Annotated in this window: 15 protein-coding genes; 12 read left to right on the top strand and 3 right to left on the bottom strand. The window is 63.5% G+C overall.

What is annotated here, in order from left to right:
• Positions 1-224: 224 nt before the first annotated feature.
• Together rhtA and HU770_RS23570 are read left to right on the top strand one after the other, a co-directional pair.
• A complete protein-coding gene (rhtA, locus tag HU770_RS23575; protein WP_186665776.1) occupies positions 225-1,112 on the top strand; it encodes a threonine/homoserine exporter RhtA in 888 nt (295 codons plus the stop codon).
• 190 nt (positions 1,113-1,302) lie between these two features.
• Positions 1,303-1,584, top strand: coding sequence for a hypothetical protein (locus HU770_RS23570; protein WP_033700272.1), 282 nt, complete (start codon positions 1,303-1,305; stop codon positions 1,582-1,584).
• 57 nt (positions 1,585-1,641) lie between these two features.
• Here the strand turns inward: HU770_RS23570 and HU770_RS23565 are convergent, their stop codons facing one another.
• Entirely contained in the window at positions 1,642-3,450 is a 1,809-nt protein-coding gene (locus HU770_RS23565) for an aminopeptidase P family protein (protein ID WP_186665774.1), read from the bottom strand.
• Positions 3,451-3,687: 237 nt separating this feature from the next.
• Here HU770_RS23565 and HU770_RS23560 point away from each other — a divergent pair, with 237 nt between their 5' ends.
• Positions 3,688-4,800, top strand: coding sequence for a DUF3182 family protein (locus tag HU770_RS23560; protein ID WP_186665772.1), 1,113 nt, complete (start codon positions 3,688-3,690; stop codon positions 4,798-4,800).
• A complete protein-coding gene (locus HU770_RS23555) occupies positions 4,784-5,554 on the top strand; it encodes an alpha/beta fold hydrolase (protein ID WP_033700278.1) in 771 nt (256 codons plus the stop codon). The genes HU770_RS23560 and HU770_RS23555 overlap by 17 nt, the downstream gene beginning before the upstream one ends.
• Here HU770_RS23555 and HU770_RS23550 read toward each other — a convergent pair.
• A complete protein-coding gene (locus HU770_RS23550) occupies positions 5,533-5,913 on the bottom strand; it encodes an antibiotic biosynthesis monooxygenase (RefSeq protein ID WP_033700280.1) in 381 nt (126 codons plus the stop codon). The two genes, HU770_RS23555 and HU770_RS23550, sit on opposite strands and share 22 nt — an antisense overlap.
• Before the next feature lie 174 nt (positions 5,914-6,087).
• Here HU770_RS23550 and HU770_RS23545 point away from each other — a divergent pair, with 174 nt between their 5' ends.
• The gene (locus tag HU770_RS23545; protein WP_186665770.1) at positions 6,088-6,642 is read left to right on the top strand and encodes a cysteine hydrolase family protein; all 555 of its coding nucleotides are present in this window, start codon (positions 6,088-6,090) and stop codon (positions 6,640-6,642) included.
• 49 nt (positions 6,643-6,691) lie between these two features.
• On the opposite strand, the gene HU770_RS23540 is transcribed toward HU770_RS23545, so the two are convergent.
• Positions 6,692-7,255, bottom strand: a complete 564-nt coding sequence (locus HU770_RS23540; RefSeq protein WP_033700285.1) for an XRE family transcriptional regulator — start codon at positions 7,253-7,255, stop codon at positions 6,692-6,694.
• An 83-nt stretch (positions 7,256-7,338) separates the two neighbouring features.
• On the opposite strand from HU770_RS23540, the gene HU770_RS23535 reads away from it, so the two are divergent.
• The 7 genes from HU770_RS23535 (at position 7,339) to HU770_RS23505 (ending at position 14,496) form a co-directional block, all read left to right on the top strand.
• On the top strand, positions 7,339-8,289 hold the full coding sequence (locus tag HU770_RS23535) for a DMT family transporter (protein WP_186661223.1): 951 nt from the start codon (positions 7,339-7,341) through the stop codon (positions 8,287-8,289).
• Between the two features lie 149 nt (positions 8,290-8,438).
• Positions 8,439-11,354: a monovalent cation/H+ antiporter subunit A gene (locus HU770_RS23530; protein ID WP_047583907.1), complete on the top strand. Its 2,916-nt coding sequence runs from the start codon at positions 8,439-8,441 to the stop codon at positions 11,352-11,354.
• Positions 11,354-11,698 carry a Na+/H+ antiporter subunit C gene (locus HU770_RS23525; RefSeq protein ID WP_003250128.1) on the top strand — a complete coding sequence of 115 codons (345 nt, stop codon included), beginning with the start codon at positions 11,354-11,356 and terminating at the stop codon, positions 11,696-11,698. The genes HU770_RS23530 and HU770_RS23525 overlap by 1 nt, the downstream gene beginning before the upstream one ends.
• On the top strand, positions 11,695-13,374 hold the full coding sequence (locus tag HU770_RS23520) for a monovalent cation/H+ antiporter subunit D (RefSeq protein WP_186661219.1): 1,680 nt from the start codon (positions 11,695-11,697) through the stop codon (positions 13,372-13,374). Before HU770_RS23525 ends, HU770_RS23520 begins: the two co-directional genes overlap by 4 nt.
• Positions 13,371-13,859, top strand: a complete 489-nt coding sequence (locus HU770_RS23515; RefSeq protein WP_033700293.1) for a Na+/H+ antiporter subunit E — start codon at positions 13,371-13,373, stop codon at positions 13,857-13,859. The genes HU770_RS23520 and HU770_RS23515 overlap by 4 nt, the downstream gene beginning before the upstream one ends.
• The gene (locus HU770_RS23510; protein ID WP_003259015.1) at positions 13,856-14,134 is read left to right on the top strand and encodes a K+/H+ antiporter subunit F; all 279 of its coding nucleotides are present in this window, start codon (positions 13,856-13,858) and stop codon (positions 14,132-14,134) included. The genes HU770_RS23515 and HU770_RS23510 overlap by 4 nt, the downstream gene beginning before the upstream one ends.
• Complete coding sequence (locus HU770_RS23505) at positions 14,131-14,496, top strand: Na+/H+ antiporter subunit G (protein WP_033700295.1); 366 nt, start codon at positions 14,131-14,133, stop codon at positions 14,494-14,496. The genes HU770_RS23510 and HU770_RS23505 overlap by 4 nt, the downstream gene beginning before the upstream one ends.
• Positions 14,497-14,501: the final 5 nt, after the last annotated feature.

Raw genomic sequence — 14,501 nt, 5'->3', positions numbered from 1 at the left:
GGCTGACAGGTGCCCGCCATTACCCTTTCGGCGCCTATGAGATCGAGCGCCGCCCGCGCGGCGCATCGCGACGCAAGGCCGCTCCTACATTTGTTTCGGGCCAGTTATTCCTGAGGGATTGGCGCGCGGCCCTCACCCTTACACCCAATAACCCATTGCCCCGCAGCCCCACAAGTGCGCACTATAGTGCACACCCACGCCTGCTCAAGGATCGCCGCACATAAATGAACACCCAAGCCCGCAGCCTGGCCGCCACGCTCTTTCCCATCGGCCTGCTGCTCATCGCCATGGCATCGATACAATCCGGTGCGTCACTGGCCAAAAGCATGTTCCCTATCATCGGCGCTCAGGGCACCACCGCGCTGCGCCTGATCTTCGCCAGCATCATCATGCTGCTGATCCTGCGCCCGTGGCGTGCCCGCATGACCGCCAACACCCTGCGCAATGTCATCATCTATGGCATGGCACTCGGCGGCATGAACTTCCTCTTCTATATGTCTCTGCAAACGGTACCTATCGGCATTGCCGTGGCACTGGAATTTACCGGCCCCCTGGCCGTGGCGATCTGCTCTTCGCGCCGCCCGATCGACTTCCTCTGGATCGCCCTGGCGATTGCTGGCCTGTTGCTGTTGCTACCGGCAGGCGATGGTGGGCAAGCACTTGACCCGGTGGGCGCCGCCTACGCATTGGGGGCAGGCGTGTGCTGGGCGCTGTATATCCTGTTTGGCCAACGCGCCGGCGCCGAGCACGGCATCCAGAGCGCCGCACTCGGGGTAGTCGTCGCCGCCCTGTTCGTTGCCCCTATCGGCGTAATCCACGCCGGCAGCGCCTTGCTCACCCCAGCCGTGATCCCAATGGCCTTGGCTGTCGCGGTACTGTCCACCGCCCTGCCCTACAGCCTGGAAATGGTCGCCCTGACACGCATGCCTGCACGCACCTTCGGCACGCTGATGAGTATCGAACCGGCCTTTGGCGCGCTGTCCGGCCTGCTGTTTCTCGGCGAAGTACTCAGTACCACCCAATGGTTGGCAATTCTGGCGATCATCGTCGCATCGGTAGGCACCACGCTGTCCATGCGGCAGACGCCCACCCCACCCGTCGCCGCCGACTGATATGAGAAATATTTTCATTTGTGACGGGAATAGTGATTGTAGCGGCCCGTCTCGCTGATTAAGCTGTCACAGCTTCAACATCTTTACGCTATCTACTGGAGCGAACACGGACGCTGGGGAAACTTCAGGAAGAACCAAAGCGATAACGACAGGGCCAGACAGCTGCTCCGCCCTGCATTTAAGGACAGGAATGAAACGTATTTTGCTCATCCTGGCCATCTTGGCTATTGCTGGATGTGCCGCCACGGCCAAGACTGAGGTCAAAAGGGGTAAGAAAGGCCTGCATATCAATTGCTCTGGCCTTTCCTCGTCCTGGGACAACTGCTACAGCAAGGCCGCGACGTCTTGCAGCTCACGTGGCTACAAGGTCATTGCGCGCTCGGGCGACACCGATGAAGAACCCGGCGACTACTTGTTCGGTATCAACCCGGCCGGCTATACCAGCCGCAGCATGATCGTCATCTGCAAGTGATGACCACACGCAATTGAAAAGGGCAGCGCGAACGCTGCCCTTTTCATTGGCCGGTTATCACAGCGACGCGGTGCGCGCCTGCAGCCAGGCCAGCGCCTCGCCTTTCAATAAAGGCGCAAGGCGCTCACGCACCATCGCGTGGTAACCGTTCAGCCAGTCCAGCTCCTCCCTGGCAAGCAACTCGGGCAACAGGCAGCGCGTATCGATCGGGCAAAGCGTCAAGGTCTCGAAATTCAGGAAGTCACCAAAAGCACTCTTGCCCGCTTCACGACTGACCACCAGGTTCTCGATACGAACGCCCCACTCGCGCGGCCGGTAGGTGCCTGGCTCGATTGAGCTGATCATGCCCGCCTGCATCGCAGTTTGCGGCGTGGCTGCCGCCTGATAGGCGATTACCTGTGGCCCCTCGTGCACGTTCATGAAGTAGCCCACCCCATGACCGGTGCCGTGGCCATAGTCCACTTGATCAGCCCAGATCGGTGCCCGGGCAATGGCATCGAGCAGTGGTGAAAGGATCCCGCGCGGGAAGGTGGCCCGCGACAATGCAATCATACCCTTGAGCACACGCGTGCAATCCTGCTTCTGCTCAAGCGTCGGGTTGCCCACCGGCACCATCCGGGTAATGTCGGTGGTGCCGCCCAGGTACTGCCCACCCGAATCGATCAGCAGCAAGCCGTCACCTTCGAGCGTGGCATGCGACTGCTCGGTGGCGCGATAATGAGGCATCGCACCATTGCCGTTGAAGGCCGCGATGGTCGAGAAGCTCAACGACACGAAGTCGGGGCGTCGGGCACGCGCGGCGCTCAGCTGCTCATCGACCGTCAACTCGGTAATGACCTCCCGGCCCAGGTTTGCCTCCAGCCAGGCGAAGAACTCGCACAAGGCGGCGCCATCCTGCTCCATGACCCGGCGAACGTGCACAAGGTCCTCCTCACGCTTGCACGACTTGCTCAGGGTAGTGGGGTTGATCCCCTCGACCAGTTCCACCCCAGGGCTCAGGTTTTCCAGCAGGCCGCAAGTGACTCGCGCCGGGTCGAGCAACAGCCGGCTCCCTGAGGGCACCGCACCCAGGGCCTGACCTATATCGGTGTAGTCACGCACCTCAATGCCGTCTACCGCCAACACATGGCGCAGATGATCATCGACTTTGTCGCGCCCCACGAACACAGTCGCCTGCTGCTGGCTGATCAGAGCGAACGAAACAAAGACTGGGTTGTACGACACATCACTGCCGCGCAAGTTGAACAGCCAGGCAATGTCATCCAGGGTAGCGATGAAGTGCCAGTCGGCGCCCTTGGCCTTCAGGCTGTCGCGCAATTGGGCGAGTTTGTCCGCCCGGCACTGCGTCGCATGTGGCGGCAAGTGCTGATAGACCGGGTTGCTTGGCAACGGCGGGCGCCCCTGCCAAACCTTGCCGAGCAGGTCCTTGTCAGTCACCAACCTTACCTCGCGGGCCTTCAGGCGCTCGCCCAACAGTCGCGCCGACGCCAGGGCCATGACGGCACCGTCCACGGCAACGGCCCCCTTCGGCGCGATGTGCTCACCCAGCCACTCCAGCGCGCCCGGCTTGCCTGGCAGCAGCTTCATCAGTTCGATGCCACTGCCGGCCAGCTCGTTTTCGGCCTGCTCCCAGTAGCGGCTGTCGACCCAGAGCCCGGCAAAGCCCGCCGTGACCACCAGCGTGCCGACAGAGCCGTGGAAACCGGACAACCATTGGCGCCCCTGCCAGAAGCCGGGCAGGTATTCGGAAAGATGGGGATCGGCCGATGGCACCAGCAGCGCATCGATGCCCTCTGCGGCCATTGCCTGGCGCACCTGCATCAGGCGCTCCGGCACACTCTGCTCAATCGTGGTCTGAACGTTCATGCGCACTCCTGCGAAACATCTTGGCTAATCCAGGCTGTCGATAATGGAACAGCCACACGAGCCCTGCAATCGCGACGACCGGCTAGCGGCATGCAATGCCCGGCACGCCCTCTGCAATCAAGACGTTTCCTACAGCTGACCCTACAGAGTCGCGCGGACCACCGATCACATCCCGATGAACTTCCCCAAAACGACGGATTCACACACAGTACATTCATTGCAGACAGGCCAACCCCTATGCCCGCTGCCTGCGACTCGAAAACCGGCGTTGTGCTGCTCGACACCCGCGAGCACACGCCCGACCACGAACATGCCGCCCACCTCAAGCTCGCCGATGGCCTGGCACAGCTGCTGGGCTGCCCACGCGTAGACCCTGCCGCACCTGCCACGGCTGCAGACCGCTACTACTATGTACCGACCGAAACGCTGGTCGACCCACAGCGCCATGCCGCGCTGGGTATCCGTACCGAGCAGGACCTGTTCGGCGGGTTGGTCGCCTATCCCTACATGGCGACCAAGGCGATCTCCCATCCGCTGCCGGCCGACGCCAGCTTCCCGCCAGGCTGGACCGACGCCTTCGCCCTGCAGGCCAGCGATGCGCTGCTGCGGGGCTACACCGTGTTCAGCAAAACCGATGCCCGCACTGCGGCACGCTTGCTGCTGCTCGACGGCCCAGTGCGCATCAAGCCGGTGTTGGCTTGCGCCGGCCGCGGGCAACAGGTGATCGATACAGCGGATGCGCTGGAGCCTTTGCTGGCCGACATGGATGATCAGGCCCTGGCAGTGTGGGGCCTGGTTCTTGAAGAAGACCTGAGCGAGGTACAGACCTTCAGTGTCGGCCAGGTGCGGGTCGCCGGCCTGACCTGCAGCTACCACGGCACCCAGCAGTTGACCCACGACCATCAAGGCACAGAGGTTTATGGCGGCTCCGACCTGATCGTGGTGCGCGGTGACTATCAGGCACTGCTGCAACTGCCACTGGAAGACCACCTGCGCCTGGCGATCAACCAGGCCATGGCCTACGAACGGGCGGCCGAGCAGCACTTCCCGGGCTTCGTCGCATCACGGCGCAACTACGACATCGCGCACGGCACCACCGCCCAAGGCCATGTGCGCAGCGGCGTGCTTGAACAGTCCTGGCGCCTAGGGGGTGCCAGCAGTGCAGAACTGCTGGCCCTGCAGGCCTTCGCCGATGACCCCGCCCTGCAACGGGTTCGCGCTTCCACCCATGAAGTGTTCGGTACGCCCGACCTACCCACTGACGCCACCCTCTTTTACCAAGGAATCGACAGTGAACTCGGACAACTCAGCAAATTTGCACGGATTCGCGAACATGACCATTCAGAGTGAGACCATCGAACTGCAGGTCGAGAACGACACCATCGTCGGCACCCTGGTCAGCCCTGGCAGCAAGATGCCGGGCATACTCTTCGTCCACGGCTGGGGCGGCAGCCAGCAACGCGACCTGGCCCGCGCCCGGCATATCACCGGGCTGGGCTGCGTGTGCATGACCTTCGACCTGCGCGGGCACGAGAAGACCGAAAGCCAGCGCCTGACCGTCACCCGCGAACAGAACCTCAACGACTTGCTGGCCGCCTACGACCGCCTGGTCAGCCACCCGTCCGTGGACAGCAGTGCCATCGCCATCATCGGCAGCAGCTACGGTGGCTACCTGGCCACTCTGCTGACCCGGCTGCGGCCCGTGAAATGGCTGGCACTGCGGGTACCCGCCATGTACTGGGACGACGAGTGGGATAACCCCAAGCAAACCCTTGATCGGCAGCGGCTTAACGCCTACCGCAAACGCCCGCTTGGCCCGACGGACAACCGTGCCCTGGCCGCGTGCGCGGAATTCGGTGGTGATGTATTACTCGTGGAGTCTGAACAAGACGACTATGTGCCCCACAGCACACTGATGAGCTACCGCTCGGCGTTCGTCAGCGCCCATTCGCTGACCCACCGCATCGTCGACGGTGCCGACCACGCGCTGTCCAGCGAAGAGAGCCAGAAAGCCTACAGTTCGATCCTTGCCTCCTGGATCGGCGAAATGGTCGTAGGCGCGCGCCTGGACCGCTACCCGCACTACGCGCCCTGGTATGCCTGAGGCTCGCCGACCTGGCAGTGCAGGCCACCATCGGCGCCACGTACGAGGCTGCGCAATGTCTGGTAGGCAGCAAAGTTGACGCCGCGCGCCTGATGCTGGCACAGCAGGTCGAAGAAAGGCTCCTCGGCGAAGTCAGCCGCAGCTGCCGCCCAAGCCTGCCGCGATTGCCATTGCAGATACTGCAAGACCCGGCTGCCATCGTCACTGGCCTGGATGCTCACGCCCTGCAAGCCTTCACAGCGCGTTGCCAGTTCCTCGCTGCGCGCCACCAACGCCTGGGCCAATGCCACCTGGCGCATGGCCGGGACTTCATATTCGATCATCTGGGTAAACCACAGAGAGTGAGGCGTCGCCCTCATGAACAGTCTCCTTGCTCTGGACGCTATCAGCGTGATGGTGAGCAGGGTAAAACCTCAAGTTAAGTCAAGGTCAAGTGGTTTTTTTGTCAGAAGACGCAAAAGCGCTGCCGTTAAACCCTCAGGTCGATGTACACACGCTATGGTCATTCAACGACTACCGCCGCAGGAGGCAACATGAGCAAGCAAGCGCTGATCATCATCGACATCCAGAACGACTATTTCCCCGGTGGCAAATGGACCCTCGACGGCGCCGAACAGGCAGCCGACAACGCCGCCCGGCTGCTGGCCGCCGCACGCGAGCGGGGCGACCTGGTGGTGCATGTGCGGCATGAATTCGAAAGCGCCGACGCGCCGTTCTTCACGCCGCAGTCACCAGGGGCGGCCATCCATGCCAAGGTCGAGCCCGTGACTGGCGAACCCGTGGTACTCAAGCACAAGGTCAATGCGTTTCTCGGCACCGGCCTCAAGGATACGCTGGACCAGCATGGGGTTCAGGCGTTGACCATCGTCGGCAGCATGAGCCATATGTGCATCGATGCAGCAACCCGAGCCGCCGCCGATTTTGGCTACGAAGTGACCGTGGCCCACGATGCCTGCGCCACCCTGCCCCTGGATTTCAATGGTAAACAGGTGCCGGCGGCCCATGTGCACGACTCGGCGATGGCTGCACTGGCATTTGCCTATGCCAAGGTGGTGAAGACCGACGACCTGTTGCCCCCCAAGGCTTGACGCTTGTGAACTGCGCCCCTTTCGCGACGCAAGGCCGCTCCTGCAAGGGTCAGATCACCACGTTGCGGACAAAGCGCACCGCCACGGCGCCATCGTTGCGATAGGCATAACGGCAGTTGCTGGGGAACACATGAAACTGGCCGACCTGCAAGCGGTGCTCGGCGTCTTCGATGACCAGTGTGAGCTGCCCTTCGGCCACATAGATCTGCTCGCTCCAGCCATCGGCATCCGCCTCGCTGAGGTAGCACTCGCCCGGCGCCAACGTCCATTCCCAAAGCTCGACCTCACGCCGGGCGGTGCTGCTACCCAGCAGCACCGCCTTGCTTTGCGGATGTTCGCCAGCCCAGGCCAGTTCATCGATACGGCTCGGGTCGCGCTGCTCCGGCGCCTGGATCAAGGTACTGAATGCTACGCCGAGGGCTTCGGCAATCAGATCGAGGGTGGTGAGGCTGACATTCTTCTCACCCGCCTCGATCGCCACCAGCATCCGCCGGCTGACGCCAGAGCGCTCGGCCAGGGCCGACTGGCTCATACCGGCTGCGTTACGCAGGCGCCGAACGTTGAGGCTGACATGCTGCAGCACCGAGGCGCGGTGTGTGGGATTTTTGTGCACGCTGTTGCTCGCTGATCGTGGCTGCGCAGTATACTGCCCACTTTGCGCAGATTGTGCGCCGGCCCCTCCGAGTGTGCAAGACCATGACCCACCCCAGCCGCCAACCGAACACTGCCGTTTCTTTTCGCCTGAGCAAGGCCGAACTGGTGCTGGTCTTCATCACCATGCTGTGGGGCGGCACCTTCTTGCTGGTGCATAACGTGATGACGGTAAGCGGCCCGATGTTCTTCGTCGGCCTGCGTTTCGCTGCGGCGGCGTTGTTCGTGGGGGTGGTCTCGGCGCGTGCGCTGCCGGGGCTGACGCTTACCGAGCTCAAGGCCGGCGTGCTGATCGGCGTGTCGATCATGCTGGGCTACGGCTTGCAGACCATGGGTCTGCAAACCATCAGCAGCAGCCAGTCAGCCTTCATTACCGCGCTGTATGTGCCCTTCGTGCCGCTGCTGCAATGGCTGGTGCTCGGCCGCCGGCCCGGCCTGATGCCAAGCATTGGCATCTGCCTGGCATTCTGCGGCCTGATGCTGCTGGCCGGGCCAGAGGGCGGCACCTTGCACTTCAGCGAAGGCGAAATGGTAACCCTGGTCAGCGCCATTGCCATTGCTGGCGAAATCATCCTGATCAGCCGCTATGCCGGCCAGGTGGATGTGCGCCGTGTAACCGTGGTACAGCTGGCGACCGCCTCGTTGCTGTCGTTCCTGATGATCGTGCCGACCCAGGAACGCATCCCCGACTTCTCCTGGCTGCTGCTGGCCAGTGCCCTGGGGCTTGGCGCCATGAGCGCCGTGATCCAGGTGGCGATGAACTGGGCACAGAAGTCAGTTTCGCCCACCCGCGCCACCCTGATCTATGCCGGCGAGCCGGTGTGGGCCGGGATCGTCGGACGCCTCGCCGGCGAGCGCCTGCCTGGCGTTGCATTGATCGGCGGGCTGCTGATCGTGATCGCAGTGGTGGTCAGCGAACTGAAGGTGCGCCGCCCCCGCGAAGACGCCGAGGCACTCGAAGCACAGGCCGAACGCGAGCAGCAGGCCGGTCTGTAACGCAGCCAACTCCAGCTATGCTTTGTAAAAAACTGTTATAAAAAAACACCTTGTCACAGCGTATTTGTAGGATTCTGCGACAGCTTGCGTGTTGGTGATCAACTGATCGGCACGTATGATCCTTGCAAACCTCTCCAGAATAGAACGCTATGTCCTTGATAGTGCTATTGCTTCTGCCGTTCGTGGGCAGTTGCCTGGCAGCCGTGCTGCCGCACAACGCACGTAACGCCGAGTCCATATTGGCGGGGCTCGTCGCCTTGGTCGGTACGGTCCAGGTAGCACTGCTGTACCCTCAGGTCGCCCACGGTGGCGTGATTCGCGAGGAATTCCTCTGGCTGCCCAGCCTGGGGTTGAACCTTGTGCTGCGCATGGACGGCTTCGCCTGGCTGTTCTCGCTGCTGGTACTGGGCATCGGCACGCTGGTGTCGCTGTATGCCCGCTACTACATGTCACCGCAAGACCCGGTGCCGCGTTTCTTCGCCTTCTTCCTCGCGTTCATGGGCGCCATGCTGGGCCTGGTGATCTCTGGCAACCTGATCCAGCTGGTGTTCTTCTGGGAGCTGACCAGCGTTTTCTCCTTCCTGCTGATCGGTTATTGGCACCATCGCGCCGACGCCCGCCGCGGCGCCTACATGGCGCTGATGGTGACCGGTGCCGGCGGCCTGTGCCTGCTGGTCGGTGCCTTGCTGCTGGGCCACGTGGTCGGCAGCTACGACCTGGACAAGGTGCTGGCCGCGGGTGACGTTATCCGCCAGCACGCACTGTACCCGGTGCTACTGCCACTGATCCTGATCGGCGCCCTGAGCAAGAGTGCGCAGTTTCCGTTCCACTTCTGGTTGCCCCACGCGATGGCGGCGCCGACCCCTGTGTCCGCCTACCTGCACTCGGCAACCATGGTAAAGGCCGGGGTGTTCCTGCTGGCGCGGCTTTGGCCTGTGCTGTCAGGCAGCGAGGAGTGGTTCTGGATCGTCGGCGGGGCTGGCGCCATCACGCTGCTGCTCGGCGCCTTTGCCGCAATGTTCCAGAACGACCTCAAGGGCCTGCTGGCGTATTCCACCATCAGCCACCTGGGCCTGATCACCCTGCTGCTGGGCCTGAACAGCCCGCTGGCGGCAGTCGCCGCCGTGTTCCACATCCTCAACCATGCCACCTTCAAGGCCTCGCTGTTCATGGCCGCCGGCATCATCGACCACGAGAGCGGTACGCGCGATATCCGGCGCCTCAGCGGCCTGATCCGCCTGGTGCCCTACACCGCCACCCTGGCCATGGTGGCCAGCGCCTCGATGGCCGGCGTGCCGCTGATGAACGGCTTCCTGTCCAAGGAGATGTTCTTCGCAGAAACAGTGTTCATCAGCTCCACGGCCTGGGTCGAAGCCGCCCTCCCGGTGATCGCCACGCTGGCCGGTACCTTCAGCGTGGCCTACGCACTGCGCTTTACCGTCGATGTCTTCTTCGGGCCAACCGCCCAGGACCTGCCCCACACACCTCACGAACCCCCCCGCTGGATGCGCGCGCCGGTCGAACTGCTGGTGCTCACCTGCCTGGTGGTAGGCATCTTCCCTGCCCAGTCGGTCGGCCCGTTGCTGGCTGCGGCGGCCCTGCCGGTGGTGGGCGGTACGCTACCGGAATACAGCCTGGCCATCTGGCACGGCTGGAATGCGCCACTGATCATGAGCCTGGTGGCCATGAGCGGCGGCATCGTGCTCTACCTGCTGCTGCGCAAGCAACTGCGCATGGGCCGCTTCCCCTACCCACCACTGATCGAGCGGTTCAACGGCAAGCGCTTGTTCGAGCACGGCCTGGTGCGCCTGATGCTGCTGGCCCGCCGAATCGAAGGCTTGCTGACCACGCGCCGCCTGCAATCGCAGCTGTTCATGCTGGTACTGGCAGCCTTCCTGGCCGGCCTCACGCCCATGCTGTACAGCGGGCTGACCTGGGGTGAGCGCCCGAAAATCCCTGGTTCCGGCGTGTTCGTCGCACTCTGGCTGATCGCCATCGCCTGCGCCATCGGCGCCGCCTACCAGGCCAAATACCACCGTCTGGCTGCCTTGATCATGGTCAGCGTCTGCGGCCTGATGACCTGCATCACCTTCGTCTGGTTCTCGGCGCCCGACTTGGCACTGACCCAGCTGGTCGTGGAAGTGGTCACCACTGTACTGATCCTGCTCGGCCTGCGCTGGTTGCCGCGCCGTATCGAAGGCGTATCACCGCTGCCGGGCAGCCTGGAGCGCGCCCGCATGCGCCGCCTGCGCGACCTGCTGCTGGCGGTGCTGGTGGGTGGCGGCATGGCGGTGCTGTCGTATGCCATGCTCACCCGGCCAACGCCCAACGACATTTCCTCGTTCTACCTGAGCCGTGCCCTGCCGCAAGGGGGGGGTACCAATGTGGTCAATGTGATGCTGGTCGACTTCCGTGGCTTCGACACCCTCGGTGAAATCACCGTGCTGGTCGCCGTGGCCCTGACCGTGTTCGCCCTGCTGCGACGCTTCCGCCCGCCCAAGGAGAGCATGCAGTTGCCCGCCCAGCAGCGCCAGCTGGCGCCCGACGTGGTCACAGACCTGATCAACCCGCGTCACGCCACAGACACCGCGCTGGGCTTCATGATGGTGCCTGCGGTGCTGGTGCGGCTGCTGCTGCCAATCGCCCTGCTGGTATCGATGTACCTGTTCATGCGCGGCCACAACCAGCCTGGCGGCGGGTTCGTCGCCGGCCTGGTGATGTCGGTGGCGTTCATCCTGCAGTACATGGTCGCCGGCACCCAATGGGTCGAGGCGCAAATGAGCTTGCGGCCGCTGCGCTGGATGGGCACTGGCCTGCTGTGCGCGACCCTGACCGGGGTCGGCGCCATGCTGCTGGGTTACCCGTTCCTGACCACGCACACGGCACACCTGCACCTGCCCGTGCTGGGGGATGTGCACGTGGCCAGCGCGCTGTTCTTCGATATCGGCGTGTACACCGTGGTGGTCGGCTCGACCCTGCTGATCCTCACTGCCCTGGCGCACCAGTCGGTGCGCGCCTACCGCCCGGGCAACCCGTCGAAATCCAGCCAAGCAGGAGCCGCCTGATGGAAGAAGTCATTGCAGTCGCCATCGGCGTACTGGCCGCCTCGGGGGTCTGGTTGATCCTGCGCCCACGGACCTACCAGGTGATAATGGGCCTGTGCCTGCTGTCATACGGCGTCAACCTGTTCATCTTCAGCATGGGCAGCCTGTTCATCGGCAAGGAGCCCATCATCAAGGACGGCGTGACCCAGGACTTGCTGCACTACACCGACCCCCTGCCCCAGGCCCTGGTGCTGACTGCCATCGTCATCAGCTTCGCCATGACCGCACTGTTCCTGGTGGTGCTGCTGGCCTCACGCGGGTTGACCGGCACCGACCATGTGGATGGCCGGGAGCGTGACGAATGAGTGGCATGAGTCAACTGATCGTCGCCCCCATCCTGCTGCCCCTCATCACCGCTGCGGTGATGCTGTTGCTGGGCGAGAAACACCGGCGCATCAAGGCGCAACTGAACCTGCTGTCCACCTTCGCCGGCCTGGCCATCGCGGTCAGCCTGCTGCTGTGGGTGCGCACCCAGGGCCAGGCCGAATCGATCGGAGTGTACCTGCCAGGCAACTGGCCGGCACCGTTCGGCATCGTGTTGGTAGTCGACCATCTTTCGGCATTGCTGCTGACCCTGACCGGCATCATCGGCTTCAGCGCCCTGCTGTTTGCCCGCGCCCGCTGGGACAGCGCCGGTGCCAGCTTCCACGCACTGTTCCAGATCCAGCTGATGGGGCTGTACGGTGCATTCCTGACGGCCGACCTGTTCAACTTGTTCGTGTTCTTCGAGGTGCTGCTGGCAGCCTCCTATGGCTTGCTGCTGCACGGTTCGGGCCGCGCAAGGGTCAGGGCCGGCCTGCACTATATCGCCATCAACCTGTTCGCTTCGTCGTTGTTTCTGGTGGGCGCGGCGATGCTCTATGGCGTGACAGGCACCTTGAACATGGCCGACCTGGCGCTGAAGATCCCGCTGGTGCCGGAGGCCGATCGCGGCTTGCTGCACGCAGGCGCCGCGATACTGGCCATGGCGTTTCTGGCCAAGGCCGGCATATGGCCCCTCAACTTCTGGCTGGTGCCTGCCTACGCCTCAGCCAGCGCACCGGTTGCCGCGCTTTTTGCCATCATGACCAAGGTCGGCCTGTATGCCGTGCTGCGCCTGTGGACGCTGCTGTTCTCCGGGCAAGCCGGCGCCTCGGCGCACTTCGGTGGCGAGTGGCTGGTTTACGGCGGCCTGGTCACCCTGGCGGTGGCCGCCGTATCGATATTGGCCGCACAACGCCTGGAACGCATGGCTGCCCTGAGCATCCTGGTCTCCGCCGGCACGCTGCTCGCAGCCGTCGGTTTTGCCCAACCAGTGCTCACCGGCGCGGCATTGTTCTACCTGGTCAACTCGACCCTGGCGCTGTGCGCCCTGTTCCTGCTCGCCGAGCTGGTCGAGCGCTCGCGCTCGGCCAACGAAGTGCCGCTGGATGAAGAAGAAGACGCCATGCCTTCGCCCCTGGAGTCGCTGCACCCGCCCAAGGGCATCAACCTCGATGATGAACAAAAGGTCGTGATCGGCCAGATCATCCCATGGACCATGGCCTTCCTCGGCCTGAGCTTCATCGCCTGTGCGTTGCTGATCATCGGCATGCCGCCGCTTTCGGGCTTCGTCGGCAAACTCAACCTGATCAGTGCGCTGTTCAACCCGCTGGGGCTGGGCATAGCGCCGGAGCAACCGCTGACAACAGCTGGCTGGGGCCTGGTGGCATTGCTTGTGCTTTCCGGCATGGCATCGCTGATCGCCTTTGGCCGCGTGGGTATCCAGCGCTTCTGGAAGCCCGAGGAGCGCCCCTCGCCTGTGCTGCGTCGCTATGAGTGCCTGCCGATCGTCATCCTGCTCGGGCTGTGCATCATCCTCAGCTTCAAAGCCGAGCCGTTGCTGCGCTACACCCAGGACACGGCTGCCAGCCTGCAGGCGCCGGACACCTACATAAAAGCGGTGATGGCTGCCAAACCGATCCCTGGCCCGACCTCCCTCGACGTGGAGCTGCAGCCATGAACCGTCTGTTCCCCGCCCCGCTGCTGTCGGTGTCGCTGTTTGGCCTGTGGTTGCTGCTGAACCTGTCGGTCAGCGCCGGCAACCTGCTGCTCGCTGCCCTGCTCGGCATCCTTGCACCGCTGTTGATGGCACCCCTACGCCCCCAGCATGCCCATGTGCGGCGCCCACTGGTGATTGCCAAGCTGATTGGCCGGGTAGGCCTTGATGTGATTGTGTCCAACCTGCTGGTGGCCCGTGGCGTGCTGCGCGCCGGCAAACAGCCGCCGCGCTCGGCATTCGTGCACATCCCGCTGGCCCTGCGTGATGCCCATGGCCTGGCCGCGCTTTCGATGATCACCACGGTGGTACCGGGTACGGTCTGGTCCGAGCTGGCACTGGACCGCAGCGTGCTGCTGCTGCATGTGTTCGACCTGGAGGATGAAGCCGCCTTCATCGAGCACTTCAAGGCCACCTATGAACGCCCGCTGATGGAGATTTTCCAATGACAGGCCTGCTCGCCAACGCTGTACTCGCCAGCCTGTTCATTTTCGCCCTGGCCATGGCCCTGGCGCTGATCCGGCTGTTCCGCGGCCCGTCCGCCCAGGACCGAGTCCTGGCGCTGGACTACCTGTACATCCTGGCCATGCTGACCATGCTGGTACTGGGGATTCGCTATGCAAGTGACACCTACTTCGAAGGTGCGCTGCTGATTGCGTTGTTCGGCTTTGTCGGCTCGTTCGCCCTGGCCAAGTTCCTGCTTCGTGGTGAGGTGATCGAATGACCGAAACGCTAGCACTGCCCTTCTGGCTGGAGTTGGTCACTGCCGCGCTGCTGCTGATCGGCAGCCTGTTTGCCCTGATCGGTGCCGTGGGCCTGCTGCGCCTGAAGGATTACTTCCAGCGCATGCACCCACCCGCGCTGGCCTCGACACTCGGCGCATGGTGCGTGGCCTTGGCCTCGATCATCTACTTCTCGTGGCTCAAGGAAGCGCCCATCCTGCACGCCTGGTTGATCCCGATACTGCTGTCGATCACCGTACCGGTCACCACGCTCTTGCTGGCCAGGGCTGCGCTGTTTCGCAAGCGCATGTCGAAAGAAGCGGTGCCCGAGGAAGTCAGCAGCGGCGGCGACCGCGGCCACTGACAGCG

It is taken from the genome of Pseudomonas sp. SWRI68 (genome assembly GCF_014269165.1).
In the GTDB taxonomy this organism is placed as follows: domain Bacteria; phylum Pseudomonadota; class Gammaproteobacteria; order Pseudomonadales; family Pseudomonadaceae; genus Aquipseudomonas; species Aquipseudomonas capeferrum.
This window is presented reverse-complemented; position numbering and strand designations above follow the sequence as displayed.

Excerpts from the sequence above, each read along its gene's own strand:
- HU770_RS23525 (WP_003250128.1), top strand. The coding sequence starts at position 11,354 with ATGGAAGAAGTCATTGCAGTCGCCATCGGCGTACTGGCCGCCTCGGGG.
- HU770_RS23530 (WP_047583907.1), top strand. The coding sequence starts at position 8,439 with ATGTCCTTGATAGTGCTATTGCTTCTGCCGTTCGTGGGCAGTTGCCTG.
- HU770_RS23520 (WP_186661219.1), top strand. The coding sequence starts at position 11,695 with ATGAGTGGCATGAGTCAACTGATCGTCGCCCCCATCCTGCTGCCCCTC.
- HU770_RS23560 (WP_186665772.1), top strand. The coding sequence starts at position 3,688 with ATGCCCGCTGCCTGCGACTCGAAAACCGGCGTTGTGCTGCTCGACACC.
- HU770_RS23545 (WP_186665770.1), top strand. The coding sequence starts at position 6,088 with ATGAGCAAGCAAGCGCTGATCATCATCGACATCCAGAACGACTATTTC.
- HU770_RS23570 (WP_033700272.1), top strand. The coding sequence starts at position 1,303 with ATGAAACGTATTTTGCTCATCCTGGCCATCTTGGCTATTGCTGGATGT.
- HU770_RS23555 (WP_033700278.1), top strand. The coding sequence starts at position 4,784 with ATGACCATTCAGAGTGAGACCATCGAACTGCAGGTCGAGAACGACACC.
- HU770_RS23535 (WP_186661223.1), top strand. The coding sequence starts at position 7,339 with ATGACCCACCCCAGCCGCCAACCGAACACTGCCGTTTCTTTTCGCCTG.
- rhtA (WP_186665776.1), top strand. The coding sequence starts at position 225 with ATGAACACCCAAGCCCGCAGCCTGGCCGCCACGCTCTTTCCCATCGGC.
- HU770_RS23565 (WP_186665774.1), bottom strand. The coding sequence starts at position 3,450 with ATGAACGTTCAGACCACGATTGAGCAGAGTGTGCCGGAGCGCCTGATG.
- HU770_RS23515 (WP_033700293.1), top strand. The coding sequence starts at position 13,371 with ATGAACCGTCTGTTCCCCGCCCCGCTGCTGTCGGTGTCGCTGTTTGGC.
- HU770_RS23550 (WP_033700280.1), bottom strand. The coding sequence starts at position 5,913 with ATGAGGGCGACGCCTCACTCTCTGTGGTTTACCCAGATGATCGAATAT.
- HU770_RS23510 (WP_003259015.1), top strand. The coding sequence starts at position 13,856 with ATGACAGGCCTGCTCGCCAACGCTGTACTCGCCAGCCTGTTCATTTTC.
- HU770_RS23505 (WP_033700295.1), top strand. The coding sequence starts at position 14,131 with ATGACCGAAACGCTAGCACTGCCCTTCTGGCTGGAGTTGGTCACTGCC.